A 19229-nucleotide genomic window follows, 5' to 3' on the forward strand; every position below is an offset into this window, starting at 1 on the left:
GCCGCCCCGCGCGCCGTTCGGGCAGGACGCGGCGGCCGCTCCCGGCTTACTGCGGGAGCGGCCTGCGGTGCGGAGGTCAGCGGCGACCATGCCCGCCCGGGCCGCTGTTGCCGTCCAGCCCATGGGTGTCGATTTCCCTGTTGTTCTGCTCGATGTCCTCGATGTTGGCGTCACGGGTGTTCTTCATCAGCCGGACCTGGCTGACCGTGGCGTCGGTGATACCCACCAGTGCGTCGCGGATGGACATCATGGTGTCCTTGGTGGTCTGCCGCTCCTTCTGCTCCTGCGGCTTGGCCTTCTCGGCGAAATCGCCCACCGTACCGGGCCATCTGACCGTGGGGGCCAGTTCGTCGAAGAACTCCTCGGTCATGCTCCTGGTTAGGGTGCCGATCTCCTCGAGCTGTCCCGCCAGGGCCTCGATGCGCTGCGGATCGACGTAGTACCGCTGTCCCATGGTCAGTCCTCCCCGTCCTCGCCGAGCGCGTCCCGCCAGCCGGGAGCGGCCTCGACGTCGCGTGCCGTGTCCTCGTCGTCCTCGCGCAGCACCTCCGGGCCGAAGATGCGCTCCCAGTCCAGCTCGAAGCCCTTCAGCTCCGGCACGTTGCTGCTGGGTTCGGCGAAGGGTGCCATCGCCTTCATCACGTGCCGGTTCATCTTCAGGCGTGCCGCGTTCGCCGCCTCCAGGACGCTGGCGGACAGCTCCTGGTGGGACATGTCGCGGTACTTGTTCTCCAGGAACTCGATCCCGGTCAGCTCACCCTGCGGGCCCACGGTGGCGCGGACCGCGCGGTCGGAGGAGAGCACCGCGAACGACGCCTGCCGCAGCTCGCGCTCGGTGCGCGAGACCGCCTCCTGGGCAGCCTGGAGTTCGGCCATCGCCTTCTCCAGGCGCTTCTCCAGCGGTTCCGTCACGCCCACTCCGCCCTTCTCCGTCGGTCTCCGTCGGTCTCCGTCTGTGCCCGGAACGCACAGTCCGGGCATCCGGACATCCGGTTCGTACCTCCGGACATCCGGCCCGTGCGACCGGCCCTGGCCCGAAGTCCGGCAACTGCTCTGCTGATCTTGCCTGGTGAGGGCCCGTCCGCGGAAGCCGGGGCCGGGTGGGATTCGTCTCTCCCCAGTGGTCGCGTCGGTCTCCCCGGTGGTCACGCCGGTCCCCGCGGGGACCACGCCCGACCTCCACCGTGCTCACCGGCCGATGACGGCCGGAGTGCCGCCCTCCTCGGTGCCCCACACGTCCACGTCCTCCTCCAGGTAGTCGACGGAACTGGTGGCCCTGCGGCCCGGCTCCGACTCCTCCTCGGTGGAGTCGCCACCGCCGCCGGTGGTGTTCACCCGGGAGGCCGGGGCCAGGAAGGTGTCGCTGTCCTCCTGCCGGTTCCACGGGCTGCGGCGCCGGCGGTTGCGGCGCTCGCTCTCCTCGGCCGCGTCGACCAGGACGGAGCGCACGCGCTCGCCGTTGCCCTTCTCGGCGCCGCCGCCCATTCCGCCCGCTCCGCCACCCATCGGCATACCGGGGCTGCCGGGTGTCCCCGGGGCACCGGGGGCACCGCCGCCGGAGGCGGCCGAGGTGGCGGCACCGAGCGGGGAGGCCGTGCTGTCCGAGAGGGGTGTGACGCCGGCCGAGCTGAAGTCCGAGGACAGGGAGTCCGAAGACAGGGAGTCCGACCCGGAGAGGCCGCCACCGGAAGCCCCGAGGCTCGCGCCGCCGCCACCGAGACCCAGCTCGGAGAGCGGTACGTCCCGGGAGGTGGTGCCGTCGCCGCCGCCGTTCCCGTTGAGGTCTCCGAGGCCGTCGAGGATGCTCGACCTGTCGTTGTTCGCGTCCGAGTTGAGGTCGTGCAGGTCCACCGTCTCGGTGTTGCCCTGCGCGTCGGTGACGGTGGCGATGCCGGTGTCCGGGTCGATGACCTGGGTGCTGCCGTCCGGGAAGGTGGTGGTCAGCTGACCGTTGTCCAGGGCGGTGGTGGAGCCGTCCGGGTTGGTCACCTTCGCACCGTGCGTGAGGTCGGTGGTCGTGGTGGTGCCGTCCGCGTCGGTGGTGGTGAGCAGCCCGTTGTCCGGGTCGAACGAGGCCCTGCTGCCGTCCTCGAACGTGGTGGTGAAGTCCCCGGCGTCGTCGAGCTCGACGTTGCCACCGGTCGGGGTCTCCAGGCCGTTCTGGTCGCTGTTGAGGTCTCCGAGGTTGCCCAGGTCGTCGATCGACTCGGTGGTGATGTCCGGGTTGATGTCACCCAGGTCGTTCAGGTCGTTGAGACCGTTCTGGCCGTTGAGGTCGCCCAGGTTGCCGAGGTTCTCGGTGGTGGTGGTGCCGTCGGGATCGGTGGTGGTCGCCTGGCCGGTGGAGGGGTCGACGGTCTGCGTGGTGCCGTCCGGGAACGTGGTGGTCAGCTTCCCGTCGTCACCGAGGGACGTCACCGAGCCGTCCGGGTTCGTCACCTTGAGACCATCGCCAAGATCCTGCGTGGTGACCGTACCGTCCGGCGAGGTGCTGGTGAGCAGCCCGCTGTCGGGGTCGAACGAGGTGTTGCTGCCGTCCGGGAAGTCGGTGGTCAGATCACCGGCGTTGTTCAGCTGGCTATTGGCGCCGGTCGGGCCGTCGAGCACTCCGTCCCCGTTGGCGCTGCCGTTGAGGTCGGTGAGGCTGCCCAGGTCGGTCGTGGTGGTGGTGCCGTCCGGGTTGGTGGTGGTCGCCTGGCCGGTGGCGGGGTCCACGGTCTGGGTCGTGCCGTCCGGGAACGTGGTGGTCAGCTTCCCGTCGTCACCGAGGGACGTCACCGAGCCGTCCGGGTTCGTCACCTTGAGACCATCGCCAAGATCCTGCGTGGTGACCGTACCCTCCGGCGACGTGGTCGTGAGCAGCCCGCTGTCGGGGTCGAACGAGGTGTTGCTGCCGTCCGGGAAGTCGGTGGTGAGCTTGCCTCCGTCGGCCTGGGTGTTCCCGCCGGTCGGGGTCCTGAGGGCGCCACCTCCAGCGTTCAGTGGGCCGAGGTTGCCGAGGCTCTGGTTGACCGGGCCCAGGTCGGTCTGGGACCCCTGGGTACCGTTGAGGTCCCCGATGTCGCCCGGGCTCTCGGTGGTGACCGCGTTCTGCTGGTTCAGCAGGTCGTCGAGGCTGTCGAGGTTCTGCTCGTTGACCGCGTTGGGGTCGTTGAGGCCGCCGAGGCTCTCCGTCACGGACTTGGCCTGTTCCTCGGCCTCGCGCCTGGCCTCCTCCTGCTCCTTCTTCTGGTCCTCGCGCAGTTCGTCCGCGTACTTCTTGTCCTCGTCGCGCTGCTGGTTCTGCTCGTTGCGCAGGTCCTCCTGGAGGCGATCGGCCTCCTCCTTGTCCTTCTTCTGCTCCTCGCGCAGCTCGTCCGCGTACTTCTTGTCCTCGTCGCGCTGCTGGTTCTGCTCGTTGCGCAGCTCGTCCTGGTACTTCTTGTCCTCCTCGCGCTGCCGCTCCTGCTCCGCGCGCAGCTCGTCCTGGTACTTCTTGTCCTCCTCGCGCTGCCGCTTCTGCTCCTCCCGCAGCTCGTCCTGGTCCTTCTTGTTCTCCTCGTTCTGCTTCTTGATGTCCTCCTTCTCCTCCTCCAGCTTCTTCTCCTCGTACTCCTCCGAGGCCGTGCTGGTCGACTTCGGCTTGGGCACGTTGTCCGCGAAGTCCTCGCCGAGTTCGAGGAAGTGGTTGTTCAAGGCGGACTGCACCTTGGCCGCGGGCTTGCCCAGGAGGTCGTCGACGCCCTGGGTCCAGATCTTGACGGCCTTGTCGCCGACCTTCGCCCAGTTGGCGATGTCGGTGAGGTCGCCGTAGTCCGGGTGGATCTGGGAGAAGCCGCCCTTCGGGCTGTGCCTGACGGTCGTGGAGTAGCGGGTGGTGGTCGACGTGATGTCCGTCATGCCGACGTTGTTCGTGTCCACCCACTTGGCGAGGTCGTCCAGGACGTAGCGCAGCACCTGGTGCGGGTCGTAGTACGAGGATTTGGCCCAGGTCAGCCACGCCTCCAGCAGCTGCGTGGCGGAGTCCTGCAGGTACTTGCGGCCCAGTGACAGGGCGCGCGAGTACACCGTGTTGCCGGTGCCGGTCTCGTCGCCGGTGCCGGCCGAGGAGTCGAAGGTCTCGATATAGGCGTCGTAGTTCTCGCGGATCTTCTTCAGCAGGCTGCGGAAGACCTCAGCGGCCTCGCCCTTCCAGCTCGCGTCGTCCTTGCTGAAACGGTCCTCCCAGTCCTTCAGCACCACCTGGTGGTCCCTGAAGAACTTGGCGGCGTAGTCGAAGGAGTCCCCGGTGGTGTTGAACGAGTTCAGGTCCACCACGTCGGCCCCGGGTACTCCCAGGTTGCTGAAGCGGGCGTTCTGGCTGCTGCCGCGCAGCAGTTCGAGCAGCGCCGCCCGCGGCCCGTTCATGTACCGGGCGAGCGCGACGGTGCTCATCTTGTCTTTGTTGTAGTCCGTGAACTCGGCGCCCTCGCGGACCTGGGCGTTGTTGACGTCGTCGGTGCCGGGGGCGGCGAAGATGATCTCCTCGCCCGCCTTCACACGGCCCTCGAAGACGATCCGGGCCTGCATGATCTTCGTCTTCTTGCCGCTGTCGAAGAACCAGATGTCGTAGTCCTCGCCCGTGTTCGTCAGGAAGCCGGAGTCCTTGACGAGCAGGCTGAGGCTGCGCTCCTTGATGTCCATCCGGAAGAGCTTGCCGCCGTGGTCGGAGCGGAGCGTGTCGAAGACCGTGGCGCGGTCCGGCACGGGATACCCGGTCATATGGGCGACCAGAGTGGCCCAGGTGTCGCCCGTCGAGTCGCCGGCGTTTTCGTACTTGTCGATGTTGGCGACGGAATTGGGATCGTACCGATCGGCCACCGGGCGCCCTTTCTGGTCGGTTGTCGTCCGTGCCGGCGCACAGCGTCGTGGGGTGTGCGGCCGTGTGTCCTACGGGCGCACCGGTCGGCCGTGGCCTCGGCCGGCACGCGCGGCAATGACTCAGTCTTCTTCTTCCGAACTGCCGGCGGTGAGCGTGTCGACCTCTTCGAAGGTCTGGAGCAGCGTCTGCGCGTCGATCGCTTCCAGGTTCTTGTTCTTGGTCTTGTTGGCTTCCTCGATGGTGTCCGAGAGAGCCTCCTTCAATTCCTTGAAGAGCTCCATCTGGTCACCGAGCAGCTTGTCGATGGCCTCGGCCGCGGTGCGGACGCCCTCGACCAGCTTCGGGCCCGAGACCAGGGGGTCGGTGACCATCTTGCCGATGCGCAGGAGCTGCTTGTCCTGGGCGAGGTTGTCCGGGGTGGTGTGCCCGTCGACGAGGTGGCCGAGCGGGCGGATGGTGTGTCCGTCGCCCTCCTCGCGGTGCTTCTTGGCGGCGGTGTAGACCGGCTGCACCTCGTTGTCCCGGAAGTTCTCCATCTGCTTGAGGTCGAAATGCTTGACGTCGGCCTTTTCACCGGCCATGGGACGATCTCCCGCTGCTAGGGGGCTGCTGATGGATTCCGTGGTGCCGGACGGTGCACGGGACGGCCCGGTGGTCTCGCCGCGTACGGACGGCGGCCGGTTCGGCGGACCCGGAACGCGGGTCCGCCGAACCGGCCTTCGCCCGCACGCGCACAACGCCTGGCACGACCCTCAGGACGGCCGAGGGGAAAGCTCCGGCCAGGCGCGCGGCCGGGGCCCTAACGGGCGCGTACGTTGCCCCAGTTGTCGGCGCTCTTGCGCTCGTCACGGGAGTGGTTGTCGTGGATGGTCCGGATCAGCTCGCCGTTGTCGCCGAGGAGCCTGGCCATGTTCTTGGTGGCGTTGTCCCACTCCGCCTGGACTACGCGGTACTGCTCCTGGTCCGCGCCCTCCCAGGTGCTGACGAGCGGCTTCAGCTCGTCCTCCAGGTTGTTGAGGGTCTTGATGATCAACTGGGTCTGATCCATCAGTTCCTCGATGGCCTGCTGGACCTTGGGGTACTGCACATCAATGATGCCGTCGGCCATGACGTCTCCTCTCGAAGGCCGGGCGCCTGGCCCGGGAAGCTCACGAAGCCCGGCTCCACCGAACGGAGCCGGTACCGCGGGTGGTTCAGCTCAGTGCTTCGAAGACGCCCTGGCTGGTCTTGCTGTTGAGAACCTCGGTCAGGTCCTGGTTCTCCTTCGCCAGACGGTTGGCGGAGGTCACGTTCTCCTGGAGCGCGTCGATCATCGTGCTGATCTGTACGACGACCTTCTGCGCCTCGGAGTTCCAGCTGCGGAAGAGCTTCAGCAGAGCCTGGCCCTCGTCACCGCCGACTCCGGAACGCGCTGCGATCTCGGCGACGTTGTTCTGGGTCTTCTCGACCTGGCTCCGGGCCGACTCCAGAGAGGAGACGCCCCCCAAGCCCTTGGCATAGTCCGCTTTCCTTGCGGCGCTGTCCGCCATGTCACGCTCCCTTCGTTCAGGCGCGTCTCACGCACCGTTGCCCGCTGAGGCTAAAGAGAAAACAGGGTTCCGCGCAACGCGTGCAGGCAAGATGTGAGTAACAGCCGGTCCGGCAGAATTCGCCTGTACGGCAACGGAGTTGTGCGAACGTTGCAGCCGTATGAACACGTACGCCCGTCTTGCGGGGACGCTGCACGCGAAGCAGGTGCCGGACACCATGCGAAGCGGGCGAAAAGCGGGCACACGAAGAGACCGAACGGTCATGGAGAAGCATCGTTCCCGGCAATGTGCGCGCACCCCCAGGATTCCACGGGTGCAGTCTGCCGAAATATTTGAGCTTCTCCTGAGGTTTCACCTTCGTATCCGAACGCCGCGAGACTCCGCGCCGACTTCACGCCCCCGGCGCCGAGTTCAGCCCGAGGTTTCCCGCATTCGCTCCTTTCTCTTTTCCTTTCCTCGGCGCGATATGCGTTCCTTGCCGGAATCAGCAGGTGGTGTCAGCTCTGCGAAGCGGTGCCCGCCGCTTCCACCTCCCCCGCTTCGTCCACCTTGCCGCTGTCATCGCGCTTCCCCGGCTCACCGACGCCACCGCACTCCGGGGCCGTCGCCTTGGGTTCCGTGACGCCGACGGCGGCGGCCGGGTCGAGGTCCGCGCCGGTCGGGAGGGCCGCGAGCAGCGGCGCGGGGACCGAGTCGATGTCCGCGGCCTGGTACCCGAGCGCTGCCAGCGAATCCTTGGCGGAGAGGCGGTACTTCACGCCGTTCTCCGCCACCAGGTAGGTGGTCCCGGCGTGCGCGGCGCCGCTCGCGTGCAGGGCCCGGACCAGGGCGCCGTGACCGGGACGTACCACCGTGGCCTCCGTGGGGACACAGGCCGGCTCCAGCGGTTGAGCGGTGCCCGCCGACACGGCGACCGGGGAGAGCTGGGTCAGCGGGACCAGCACCGACCTGATCCGTACGCCGCCGTTGCCGCCGTCCACCTGGGCGCAGAGCGCGGTACCGCGCTCCGCGGACTGCGGGAGAGGCGGCGCGTCCGGCAGCTCCGCGGACGTGGCGGAGTCCGAGTCCTTCGCCCGGTGCTCGCGCAGCGCGTCCGCACCGACCGTGCGCACCTCGGGCGACTGTCCCTCATAGGCGTCCTTCTGAGTGGCCGGGTCGCCCAGCACCAGGGCGGCGCCGAGCCGGGTCAGCGGCACCAGGCCGTCCTTGCGCAGCAGCTGATAGGTACTGCCGCCGCCGGGCACGCTGACCTTGAACAACTGGCCGATGCGGCTTGCCTCACCACCGAGCTCGGGGCCGTCCTCGCCACGTCCCGGGACCGCGGGCGGCTTGAGGGCGGGGCCGGGTGCCAGTGCGTCGAGGAAGGCCGCCGAGACGGGCATCGGCTCCTGGGAGCCGTAGCCGAGGGCGTTGCGGGCGTCGGAGGCGCGGTCCAGCGGCAGCCTGCTGCCCCGCCACACCAGGTACTCGGTGTCGTCCGGGCCGCTCACCAGCACACCGCGGTCGCGGCCGATGCCGCGGGAGTCCAGCGGCATCCCGGCCGCCACGGTGGTGGCTCCGGGCTTGTCCACTCCGGTGGTCGCCACGACACCGGAGGTGTTGGGCAGTGCCCCGTCCGGCCCGGTGACGCACATGTGCCAGGCGCCGTCGTCGAGTTCCCCGGACGCCGGTACGGCGTCCGGGGCTCCGGGGATACCGACCGGGGTACCCACCGGGACGCCTTTCAGGGAGGGGGTGTGGACGTCCGCGGTCGCCAGGTCGGCGCCGCCGATCAGCTTCGCCGAGGCGTAGTTGCGCACCGGGTGCAGTACGCCGTCGGTGCCGGTCCACAGATACCGGGCGCCGGTGTCGCGGTTGACCACCAGGTGCTCACCGTCGCGCCAGCCGTCGTTCCCGCCGGGGCGCAGCAGGCCGTACACGGTGGCGCCCGCGCCGATCAGGACGGTCACCAGTACGCCGAAGACCACACCGCGGGTGGTGCGCCCGAGGGGACTCTCCGGCGCGTCCGGGTCGGCCATCAGCAGGCCCGAGCTGAGCCTGCCCATCATGAAACTGTGGGCGTGTACCTGGTCTCGTTTGGACTGCACGGTCTCTCCTCGACTCCTTCTCCATGCCGGTCCTTCTCCATGCCGGGCGTGCGGGTGTGCTCAGCCGAACAGGCCGCGCAGCCAGCCGAAGAGCCCCGCCGCCCAGAGGGCGAAGGGCAGCAGGGCCACCGCGAAGCCGGTGTGCGCCAGTTCCGCCGCACGGCCCCAGTACGGCAGCACCCGGCGGCCGGGAATCGTCCAGGCGGCGATGACGAGTGCGGCCGCGGCGCCGAGCAGCACCGCGAAGACGACCGCGCGTCCGTCGCCGTCGTGGTCGACCGCCCAGGCGCGGGCGAGCAGCAGCAGTCCCGCGACGCCGGGCACGGCCAGGGTCAGCCGCTGCGCGATGTGCACCAGGCCGCGGCAGTGCAGGAGCAGCAGCAGGGTCAGTCCGAGGGCGGTCAGCACCTCGGGCAGGTTCGGGTCCTCGGTGAGGACGACCAGCGCGGCCACGCAGATGATGCCGGTGGAGGCGAAGAGCGCGGTGACCCAGCGCCCGGCCAGCATGGTGCGCTCGGCGACCTCGTCACCCGCGTAGGGCTCGATGCCCTCCTGGAGCTGGGCGGCGGAGGACGGCAGCGAGGGCAGCCGCATTCCGGCCAGTTTGAAGGCGAAGGGTGCCACCGCTCCGGCGGCGAGCGCGACCACGGTCGCCACCAGCGCCACGGAGGCCTGTACGGCCAGGCCGGTGTACCCGATCAGACCCCCGGCGATCGCGGTGGCCGCCGAGACCAGCGCGGTGGCGAAGAGGGCGGGGGCGCCTACCGCGGTGGCGGCGAGCGCGAGGACCGCGCCGCCCGCGCCCGCGGCGCCCGCGGCGAGCAGCCGTGCGCCGACGACCTGTCTCGCGTCCGGGCCGGTCAGGTCACCGCCGGGCAGCAGCCAGCCCGCCAGTGCCAGGCAGGGCGCGACCAGCAGGCCGAGCGCGGTCGCGGAGAGGCGGTCGCCGACCGCGCGGCTTGCCGAGCCCGCGCCCGCGAGCAACAGCAGCCCTGTCACGGCCGTGTAGGCGACGGGAGAGAAGCCGGAGCCGGTCGTGCCGGGCCAGATCACCAGCGCGAGGGCGGCCACCACGGTCGCCACCGCGGTGCCCACCAGCAGCCCGCGGGCCGCTTCGGGGTGCCAGGTGTTCAGCCGCCGGCCCGCGGTGTCGGCTATCCCGTCCACCAGATCGTCGAGCCGCGCCTCGGGCAACGTCTCGGTGTGCGGGCGCAGATAGAGCACGGCGCCGTCGGAGAGCCCGGCACGGGCGAGGGTGGTCTCCTCGTCGAGTGGTGCGTCTCCGAGCTGCTGGAGCACCCAGCCGGCGTGGTCGAGACCGGCTTCCTCGGCATCCTCGCCGACATAACGCAGCAGCGTGGGCAGGAGATCGGCGACCGGCACGTCGGCGGGCACGGCCAGATCGACGGAGACGCTTGGCGCACGTACGGTCAGGCGGCACAGTTCGGCCACCGCGCTGTCGGTCATCAGCTGAACTCTCGTCTTCCGTGGGTGCTTTGACAGGAGGACTTCCCCGGGACAGCGGGAGGGCTTCCCCGGGAGAGGGATGTGCGAAGAGTACGGAAGGCCCGGGCGCAGCCAGGAACGGGGGTGCCGGGCCGGTGAATTACGTCCGCGCGGCCAGCAACCGCCCCTCCCGCGTGGACAGGTCGCGTTCCGTGAATGCAGACTACTGCCTACGCCCGCCGGATCGTGCTGCGGACCGGACTAATTGTCCGGTATGGAGTTGTCCATCACGGGAGTTGACCGTCCCCGCTATCCGCTCGAAACATTCACCCGGCGTTCCCCGCCACATGCGGGACCCGGAGAATGAGCTCGGTGCGGTCTTTCCCGCTGCCGGGTGCGCCGGTATTCGGTGCGGGCCGGAAAGCCAGTAAAACCGGAGGTTCTGTTCCTTGAGTGTCGTGCTGTTTCGCCGGCCGGCCCGCAGACGCGGACCGCAGATGCCCGAGGGGCAATTGACCCTTCAGGAACCACCGGTCCTCGCCGAGGCCGTGCCCGACACCTCGGCGATATGGACCTATTTGCCGATGGCTCTGATGTCGGTGTCGATGATGCTGATGTTCCTGCGCCCCGGCGGCGGGAACGGCGTCTTCATGTATCTGGCGATGGGCGTCATGGCGCTCTCTGCCGGTGCGATGCTGCTGGGGCAGCTGATGCGCCGCTCCAGCGAGCGCAAGCAGCGCCTGAAGGGCGAACGCCGCGACTACCTCCGCTACCTGGCGCAGACCCGCAAGCGGGTCCGGGCCACCATCACGGAGCAGCAGCGGGCACTCGCCTGGCGCCACCCCGACCCCGCCTCCCTCCGCTCGCTGGCCCGCACCTCGCGGCTGTGGGAGCGCCGTCCGGCCGACGAGGACTTCGGCGAGGCCCGGCTCGCGGTCGGTGAGCAGCAGCTCGCGCTCAGCCTGCAGCCGGTCTCCACCCGTCCGGTGGAGGACCTCGAACCGCTCTGCGCGCACGCCCTGCGCCGCTTCATCCGCGCCTACTCCACCATCCCCGAACAGCCTCTCGGTCTCTATCTGCGCTCCTCGGCCCGCGTTCTGGTGCGCCCGGAGGAGACTCCCGGCCAGACGGCCTCCGCCGATCCGGCCGTCCTGCCGAACGGGGAGAGCGGCGAGGCCGGGGCCGTGGGCGGCATCCCGGCCGAGGGCCCCGGCGCCGACGCCGTACGCGCCCTCGTGCGTGCCGCGCTCGCCCAGCTCGCGGTGTTCCACGCGCCCGAGGAGCTGTGGGTCGCGGTCTGTGTCAGTGACGAGCGGCGGCCCGACTGGGAGTGGGTCAAGTGGCTGCCGCACGCGCTGCACCCGCACGAGGAGGACGGTGCGGGGCAGGTCCGCCGCATCACCGCCGAACTCACCGAGCTGGACGATCTGCTCGGCGCGGAGTTCGCCGAGCGTCCCGGCTTCGACGCGGATGCCCGCCCCGGCCGTGACGAGCCGTACACCGTCATCGTCCTGGACGGTGTCAGTGTCCCCGAGGGGCACCGCTGGGAGGGGCACGGTTACCGCAACGCCGTGGTCATCGACGTCTCCGGGGCGCTGCGCTGGCGGCCCGGCCGCAACACACTGCGGCTGACCGTCGGGCCGGGCCGGGTGAGCCTGGTGCGCACCGACCGCAGCCGCAAGGAGCGCTCCGTGCCGCTCGGCCGCCCGGACCGGCTCGGCCCGCTCGGCGCGGAGTCGCTGGCCCGGCTGCTCACCTCCCGCCGGATCAGTCTGGGCACCGACATCTCCCAGCCGCTGGACACCGACGTCGAGCTGACCACCCTGCTCGGCATCCCCGACCTGCACCGGCACGACCCGCAGACCCTCTTCAGCAAGCACATCGGCTCCGGCCGGTTGCGGGTGCCGGTCGCGGTCGGTGTGGACGGGCGCCCGGTGGAGCTCGACATCAAGGAGTCGGCGCAGGGAGGCATGGGCCCGCACGGCATGCTCATCGGCGCCACCGGCTCCGGCAAGAGCGAGCTGCTGCGGACCCTGGTTCTCGGCCTCGCCCTGACCAACTCCTCCGAGACCCTCAACTTCGTCCTGGTCGACTTCAAGGGCGGTGCCACCTTCCTCGGCCTGGAGGAACTCCCGCACACCTCCGCCGTCATCACCAACCTCGCCGACGAGGTCGCCCTGGTGGAGCGTATGCAGGACGCCCTGCACGGCGAACTCATGCGCCGCCAGGAGCTGCTGCGCTCCGCCGGCAACTACACCTCCGCCCTGGAGTACGAGCGGGCCCGCGCCGCGGGTGCCGACCTCGCCCCGCTGCCCAGCCTGTTCGTGGTGGTCGACGAGTTCAGCGAACTGCTCTCCACGCACCGGGAGTTCATGGACCTGTTCGTGATGATCGGCCGCCTCGGCCGCTCCCTCGGGGTGCATCTGCTGCTCGCCTCGCAGCGCCTGGACGAGGGCCGCATGCACCAGCTGGAGAGCCACCTCTCGTACCGCATCGGCCTGCGCACCTTCTCCGCCATGGAGAGTCGCGGCGTGCTCGGTGTACCGGACGCCTACCAGCTTCCGGCCCAGCCCGGCAACGGCTATCTGAAGTCCGGTGTGGAGGCCCTGACCCGCTTCAGGGCCGGCTACTCGTCGGGCATCTACCGGCGCCGCACCGGTGCGGTGGTCCAGGCCCGGGTGGCCAGCCAGGTGGTGCCGTGGACCAGCGGCTGGGTGGTGCCCCGCACCCTGGAGGCCGCGCCCGAACCGGAGCCGGAGGCCGAGGAGAGCGAGGAGGACGAGGAGACCCTGCTCGCCGTGGCCCTCGACCGGCTGCGCGACTCCGGCCCCGCCGCCCACCAGGTGTGGCTGCCGCCACTGGACGAGCCCTCCCCGCTGGACAGCCTGCTGCCCGGCATCACCCCCGACCCCGAGCGCGGCCTCACCGCCACCGGCTGGTCCGGCACCGGCAAGCTCCGGGTGCCGGTCGGCCTGGTGGACAAGCCCTTCGACCAGCGCCGCGACCCACTGGTCGTGGACCTCTCCGGAGCCGGCGGTCACGTCGCCATCGCGGGCGGTTCGCAGAGCGGCAAGTCCACCATCATGCGCACCCTGATCGGCGCGCTCGCTCTCACCCACACGCCCGCCGAGATCCAGTTCTACTGCCTCGACTTCGGCGGCGGCGGCCTCTCGCAGTTCGCCGCGCTTCCGCACGTCGGCGGCGTCGCCGCGCGGCTGAACCCGGAGCGGGTGCACCGGGCGGTCGCCGAGGTGATGACGCTGCTCGCCCGGCGCGAGCAGTTCTTCGTGGACCACACCATCGACTCCATGCAGTCCTACCGGCGCCGCCGGGCCGCCGGGGAGTTCCCCGACGAGCCCTTCGGCGACGTGTTCATGGTGGTCGACGGCTGGTCCACGGTCCGCCAGGACTACGACGACCTGATCCCCAAGTTCAACGAACTGGCCGCCCGCGGCCTCAACTACGGCATCCACCTGCTCATCACCACCACCCGCTGGGTGGAGCTGTCCGCCCAGGTCCGCGACCAGGCCGCCACCCGTCTCGAACTGCGGATGGGTGACCCGATGGACTCCGAGATCGACACCCGCAAGGCCCGCTCGGTGCCGCGCACCGGTGGTCGTGGCATCACCGCCGACACCAAGATGCACTTCCTCGCCGGCCTGCCCCGGCTGGACGGCAGCGGCTCCCTCGAAGACCTCGGTGAAGGTGTCGGCCACCTGGTCGCGGAGGTCGCCAAGTACTGGCCCGGCGCGCCCGCCCCGCAGGTCCGGATGCTGCCGCACCGGCTCCCGCTCTCCGAGCTCCCCGCGCCGGAGAGCACCGAGGGCGACGGTATGCGCCTGCCTCTCGGCATCGACCAGGACGCCCTGGAACCGGTCTGGCACGACTTCAGCCGCACCCCGCACCTGGTCGTGGTGGGCGACACCGAGAGCGGCAAGACCAACCTGCTGCGCCGCATCACGGAGGGCATCACCACCCGGTACTCGCCCGCCGAGGCGAAGATCATCGTGGTCGACTACCGCCGCACCCTGATCGACACCATCCCGGAGGAGTACCGCATCGGGCATGTGATCTCCCTGGACAACCTCAAGGAGACCATCGAGGGCGCGGCGCGGGCCATGAAGACCCGCGTCCCCGGCGCCGACATCGCCCCGGGCCGTATGCGCAAGTGCGACTGGTGGACCGGCCCGCGTCTGTTCATCCTGGTCGACGACTACGACATGGTCTCCGGCAACTCCTTCCAGAGTCCGATGGAGCCGCTCTTCGAGTATCTGACTCTCGGCTTCGAGATGGGTCTGCACCTGGTCGTCGCCCGTAGTGCCATGGGTGCGGGGCGCGGTCTCAGCGACGCCCTGATCCGCCGCCTCGACGAGGCCAACAACCCCGCGGTCCTCCTGTCCTGCCCGCCCACGGAAGGCCGTCTCTTCGGCAACGCGAAGCCCCGCAACCTTCCGCCCGGCCGGGCCCTGCACATCGCCCGCCGCCGCGAGCGGCTGATGCAGACGGCACTGGTGGACGAGCCCCCGGCCCAGACCGACTGAGCACACGCCCTCCACGGACAAAGGAAGCGGGGGACCACCTGAGGTGGTCCCCCGCTTCCTGCCTTTCAGGGGCGCGGGGCTGTGACATTTGCGGCTCCGCCGCGGGGCGCGACCAGCCCCCACCGGGCCGCAGACAGCGAACCGCTCAGTCCTCTTCTTCCACGGTGCCCGCGCCCGCGGACGTCCCCGCGGAAGCGCCCGCCCCCGCCGGACGCCACCCCCGCGCACGGGCCTTCGGAAGGGCGAAGGCAGCCCACAGGACAGCGAGGACACCACTGGTGCCGAGGACCACGAAGAGCGTGGCCCGGTCGGTGGCCCGATCGGCTGAGGAGGTGTCACGGACGGTCACAGGAGCCGCGTCCCGCTCGGCACCGCCGGATGCACCGGAGTCACCGAGAACCGTGGTGACGGCGGCATAGGGGTCGAGCTGCGGGATGTCGGCCGGGTACGCGGTGGCGGTCAGCCGGCGAGCGACGTCGTCGGGCGAGTCGTCGGGACGGGCGGCACGGACCGCCGCGGCAGCCCCGGCGGCGTAGGCGGTGGCCACCGAGGCGCCCGCGCCGAGATAGTGGCCGTCGCCGCGCGGACCACCGGAGACCACCCCGGCGCCGGGGGCTGCCAGATCGATGCCGCCGGTGGCCAGGGAGTTGTCCGGGCGGGCGCCGGCGGGAAGCATGTCGGCGACCGAGAGGACGCCGGGTTCACCGGCCGGCCAGTAGGTACGGGCCGGAATCTCGTCGGTGGTACCCCGTGGCGGCTCCGGGGTGGCCGCGGCGACCACCACCGCGCCCGCGCTGCGGGCCTCGGCGACCGCACGGGTCAGCGCCGCGTCACGGCGCGGCAGGGCCACCGCGACCGCGATCACTCCGGCGCCGGCCTCGGTCGCGTCGTGCAGCGCCTGCACGACCAGGCCGGAGCTTGCCTGACCGCGCTGGTCGGTGCCGCGCAGAGCCAGGATCTTCGCGCCCGGGGCGACGCCGGTCAGGCGCGCGCTGTCCCCGCCGGCCCCGGCGATCAGCCCGGCCAGGAAGGTGCCGTGCCCGACACAGTCGTCACCGGCCGCGCCCTGGGCGGTGACCCGGCCGTCGAGTCCTTCGGCGCCGGTGTCCACACCGGTGTCGATGAGGGCTACGGTCACGCCCGCACCGGTGCTGTATCCGTGCAGCCGGTCCAGATCGAGGCGCTGGCGCGACCAGTCCTGCTTCTTCGCCTTCTCCCGGGAGGCCGGGGTGCAGGCCGCGTCCGAGTCGAGCGAGGAGGGCATGCCGGGCAGTTCCTGGCCCTTCCCGTCGGCCGTCGGCACGCGTGACAGGGGTGCCGCCTGGGCCGTGACGGCCGTGGGCAGCAACAGGGCGGCGACGCAGCCGACACCGGACAGCAGGCGGGCGGCCCCGCGGGCGGGCGGCCTCATCGGGGAGCCGCCTTCGGTGCCACGGCCACGACGTCCCCGGGGAGGAGGATACGCAGATCGTCCAGGGTGGGCGCGGTCAGCGAACTGAGCCGTCCAGCCTGGCGGGTGACCATCGACTCGACCACCTGGCGGGCCAGGCGGGCGTTGCCGAAGGAGCGGTCCCGGGGCAGTGATTCGAAGTACTCCTTGAGCAGCGGGCCGGTGCCCGGTCCGCACTCGTACCCCATGTTCGCGGCCTGTGTCCGCACGATGGTGACGAGTTCCTCGGAGGAGTAGTCGGCGAAGGCGATCCGGCGCGGGAAGCGGGAGGAGAGGCCCGGGTTGGAGGCGAGGAAGCGCTCCATCTCGTCGGTGTAGCCGGCGACGATGACGACCACCTCGTCGCGGTGGTCCTCCATCAGCTTCAGCAGGGTGTCCACCGCCTCCTGGCCGAAGTCGGCGCCACTGCCGCGTGGGGTGAGGGTGTATGCCTCGTCGATGAACAGCACGCCGCCGCGGGCCTTTTCGAAGACCTCACGGGTGAGCTGGGCGGTGTGGCCGATGTAGCGGCCGACCAGATCGGCGCGGGCCGCCTCGATCAGCTGGCCCCGCCCGAGGACGCCGAGCTGGGTCAGGATCTCCCCGTAGAGACGGGCGACGGTGGTCTTGCCCGTACCGGGCGGGCCGGTGAAGACCAGGTGGCTGCTGAGCGAGGGCACCGGGAGCCCCGCGGCGGCACGGTGGCGGGCCGTGGTGATGAGGTTGACCAGGTCCGCGACCTCGCGCTTCACCTCGGACAGGCCGATCATGTCGCCGAGGCGGGTCAGCGGGTCGTCGACCGGTGCCGCGGTCTCGGCGGCCTTGGTGACGGCGGTCGCGGAGACGTCGTCGGGCAGCAGCAGCCGCAGGTCGTGCTCACCGACCTGCTGCTGGGAGGCGAGCCGGACCGCCTGTCTGTCCACCATCTCCTCGAACACCCCGCGCGCCGCACGGCCGTTGCCGAAGCCCGCGTCCCGTGGCATCGCCTCGAAGTGCGCGGCGAGCGCGACCTCGGTTCCCTCACCCAGCTCGTACTGGTGCTGGGCGCACATGTTCTCCATGATCGCGACCAGTTCGGGCACCGAGTAGTTCTCGAACTCGACGGTCCGCGAGAAACGCGAGGCCAGACCCGGGTTGGAACTGAGGAAGGAGTCCATCTCGCGGGAGTAGCCGGCCGCGACGACCACCACGTCGTCGCGGTGGTCCTCCATCAGCTTCAGCAGGGTGTCCACCGCCTCGCGGCCGAAGTCGGCGCCGCCGTTGTTGCTGTCCGAGGTGAGGCTGTACGCCTCGTCGACGAACAGCACGCCGCCGAGCGCCCGTTGGAAGGTCTCGGTGGTCTTGATGGCGGTGCCGCCGACGACCTGCGCGACCAGGTCCGCGCGAGAGACCTCCACCAGGTGCCCGCTGCGCAGCGAACCCAGTTCGGCCAGGATCGCCCCGTAGAGGCGGGCGACGGTGGTCTTACCGGTGCCGGGCGGGCCGGCGAAGATCAGGTGACGGCTCATCGGCGGGGCCGACATGCCGAGCTGTTCGCGGCGCTGGGCGAGCTGGGTCAGGTTGACCAGAGTGCGTACCTGCTGCTTGACGTTCTCCAGGCCGATCAGCGCGTTGAGGGCGCCGAGCGGGCCCTCCGGACGGTCCGCCGGGGGTGCGTCCGCGGCGCCGGAGCCGGCCGGGTCGGTGTTCTCGGCACTGCCGGAACCCCAGGCGTCCCGCTTGCCGTTGCCGGTGCTGTTCAGACCCTCCACGGCCAGCCGCTCGCCGGGTGCGGTCTGCACCAGGCCGCCGCCCTCGTTCTCCCGGGCCAGGCAGTTCACCAGGGAGACCGGCGCGGTGGACTCCACCCGGAAGCCGTCCTGGGCTCCGCCGGAGACCTCACAGCCGCTGAGCGAGGCGAGCGCGCCCTCGCGGAGCAGGAAACCGTGGCCTTTGGGCGCGTGCACCGAGGTGCGGTTGGCGGTCAGTTCGCCGCCCGCGGCGACGACCACGCCCTCCTCGCCGGACATCTCGATGCGGAAGTCGCGGACGGTGACGTTGCCGCCGTCCTCCACGACCAGGCCGCTGGTGGTCGTGTCGGAGACTCCGCCGCCGGCCAGGTAGAGGGTGCTGCCGGAGGCCACGCGCACACCCGCGCCCTTCGGCCGGACGATCTCGCAGTCCTCGGCACGGCCGCGGGCGTCCTTGCTGACCACCATGCCGTCCCCGGCGGGCTCCACCAGCCTGGCCCGGCGCAGCAGCGGGTTGGCGCCGCCGCGCACCGCGATCGCGGGCGAACCGCCGATCACTTCCAGATGGTCCAGCTCCGCCGCCGAGTCCTCCTCCAGGAGCAGCCCGGTCTGGTCGCAGTCGCGGACCGTCAGACCGGTCAGGGCCGGGGAGGCCGCCCCGGCGACCCGCAGGGCCGCACCCTGCGCGCCGTCCACCCAGCAGTCCTCGAAGGTGCCGCGCGCCCGGTCGGTGACCAGCATGCCGTGTCCGCGGGTGCGCGAGACGCGGCAGCGGCGCAGCACCGGGTCGGTGCCCTTGGCCAGCACTATGCCGTTCCCCGACGAGCCGGTGACGCGGACGTCCTCCAGCGTCGTACGGCCCCCGCTGCTCAGGTGCACGCCGGTACTGGTGTCGTGCACGACGGTGCGGATCACCGAGAGGACGCTGTTCTCCTCCAGGGCGATGGAGGGTTTGTCGGTGGAGGAGATGTCGCAGTCCTCGACGCTGCCGCGGGCCTCGCCGTTGGCGAGCAGGCCGTTGCCGCGGGCGTCGCGCACCGTGCAGCCGCGGATGCGTGCCTCTCCCTGCTCCGCGAGGACCAGGCCACTGGTGCCCAGGTGCTCGAAGGTGCAGGACTCCACGGTGGTGGGTGTGGTCGAGGTGATCACGATGCCCGCGCCCTGCGAGTTGCTCACCCGGCATTCCCGCAGCGCGATCGAGCCGGTGCCCCCGGCCAGCAGCGCGGTCCAGGCGGAGCCGATGATCTCGCAGCCGTCGAGCGCCGCCTGTCCGCGCCGTACGTCCACCGCCGGCTGCTCGGCGTCGCCGCCGCGCAGGGTCAGTTCGGAGAGCATCACGGCGTCGGCACGCAGCGCGAGCACACTGCCCGAGCGCGGCCGGATCTCCACGGTGCCCCGGCCCTCTTCGGCAGTGAGAGTGACCCTGGTGTTGATCACCAGGTTCTCCGCGTATGTCCCGGGCCGGACGCTGATGAGCGCGCCGGTACGGGCAGCCGAGAGTGCCTCACCGATCGTCCGGTAGCGGTCCCGGTCCCCCGGACCGACCGTCAGTATCTGGCGCGACACGCACCAACCTCCTTGCCACGGGGGCTTCATCTACGGGTGCCCCCTCACCGGGGGCGCGTGT

The 19229-nt window shown here is 70.7% G+C and carries 11 protein-coding genes; 1 reads left to right on the top strand and 10 read right to left on the bottom strand.

The features are described 5' to 3' along the window. Positions 1–76: 76 nt before the first annotated feature. From AB0D14_RS13980 to eccD, 8 genes are all read right to left on the bottom strand, one after another. On the bottom strand, positions 77–454 hold the full coding sequence (locus AB0D14_RS13980) for a hypothetical protein (protein WP_362778149.1): 378 nt from the start codon (positions 452–454) through the stop codon (positions 77–79). Between the two features lie 2 nt (positions 455–456). Continuing rightward, positions 457–912 (bottom strand): YbaB/EbfC family nucleoid-associated protein, encoded by a 456-nt coding sequence (locus AB0D14_RS13985; RefSeq protein ID WP_362778152.1) that lies wholly within the window; start codon positions 910–912, stop codon positions 457–459. Between the two features lie 276 nt (positions 913–1188). Next, positions 1189–4839 (bottom strand): AAWKG family protein, encoded by a 3651-nt coding sequence (locus AB0D14_RS13990; protein WP_362778155.1) that lies wholly within the window; start codon positions 4837–4839, stop codon positions 1189–1191. 120 nt (positions 4840–4959) lie between these two features. Next, the gene (locus AB0D14_RS13995) at positions 4960–5421 is read right to left on the bottom strand and encodes a type VII secretion system-associated protein (protein ID WP_362778158.1); all 462 of its coding nucleotides are present in this window, start codon (positions 5419–5421) and stop codon (positions 4960–4962) included. Between the two features lie 218 nt (positions 5422–5639). Continuing rightward, positions 5640–5948 (bottom strand): WXG100 family type VII secretion target, encoded by a 309-nt coding sequence (locus AB0D14_RS14000; RefSeq protein ID WP_362778159.1) that lies wholly within the window; start codon positions 5946–5948, stop codon positions 5640–5642. Positions 5949–6033: 85 nt separating this feature from the next. Then, positions 6034–6369 (bottom strand): hypothetical protein, encoded by a 336-nt coding sequence (locus tag AB0D14_RS14005; protein ID WP_362778161.1) that lies wholly within the window; start codon positions 6367–6369, stop codon positions 6034–6036. A 497-nt stretch (positions 6370–6866) separates the two neighbouring features. Next, positions 6867–8456, bottom strand: coding sequence for a type VII secretion protein EccB (eccB, locus tag AB0D14_RS14010; RefSeq protein ID WP_362778163.1), 1590 nt, complete (start codon positions 8454–8456; stop codon positions 6867–6869). A gap of 60 nt (positions 8457–8516) precedes the next feature. Further along, on the bottom strand, positions 8517–9923 hold the full coding sequence (gene eccD, locus AB0D14_RS14015; RefSeq protein WP_362778165.1) for a type VII secretion integral membrane protein EccD: 1407 nt from the start codon (positions 9921–9923) through the stop codon (positions 8517–8519). 476 nt (positions 9924–10399) lie between these two features. Between eccD and eccCa the strand changes: the two genes are divergently transcribed. Further along, positions 10400–14443 (top strand): type VII secretion protein EccCa, encoded by a 4044-nt coding sequence (gene eccCa / locus AB0D14_RS14020; protein ID WP_362778167.1) that lies wholly within the window; start codon positions 10400–10402, stop codon positions 14441–14443. A gap of 145 nt (positions 14444–14588) precedes the next feature. Here the strand turns inward: eccCa and AB0D14_RS14025 are convergent, their stop codons facing one another. Further along, complete coding sequence (locus AB0D14_RS14025) at positions 14589–15854, bottom strand: S8 family serine peptidase (RefSeq protein WP_362778170.1); 1266 nt, start codon at positions 15852–15854, stop codon at positions 14589–14591. Continuing rightward, a complete protein-coding gene (locus tag AB0D14_RS14030; RefSeq protein WP_362778172.1) occupies positions 15851–19168 on the bottom strand; it encodes a right-handed parallel beta-helix repeat-containing protein in 3318 nt (1105 codons plus the stop codon). Before AB0D14_RS14030 ends, AB0D14_RS14025 begins: the two co-directional genes overlap by 4 nt. Between the last annotated feature and the right edge of the window lie 61 nt (positions 19169–19229).

This window comes from Streptomyces sp. NPDC048484 (genome assembly GCF_040651415.1).
Classification (GTDB): Bacteria; Actinomycetota; Actinomycetes; order Streptomycetales; family Streptomycetaceae; genus Streptomyces.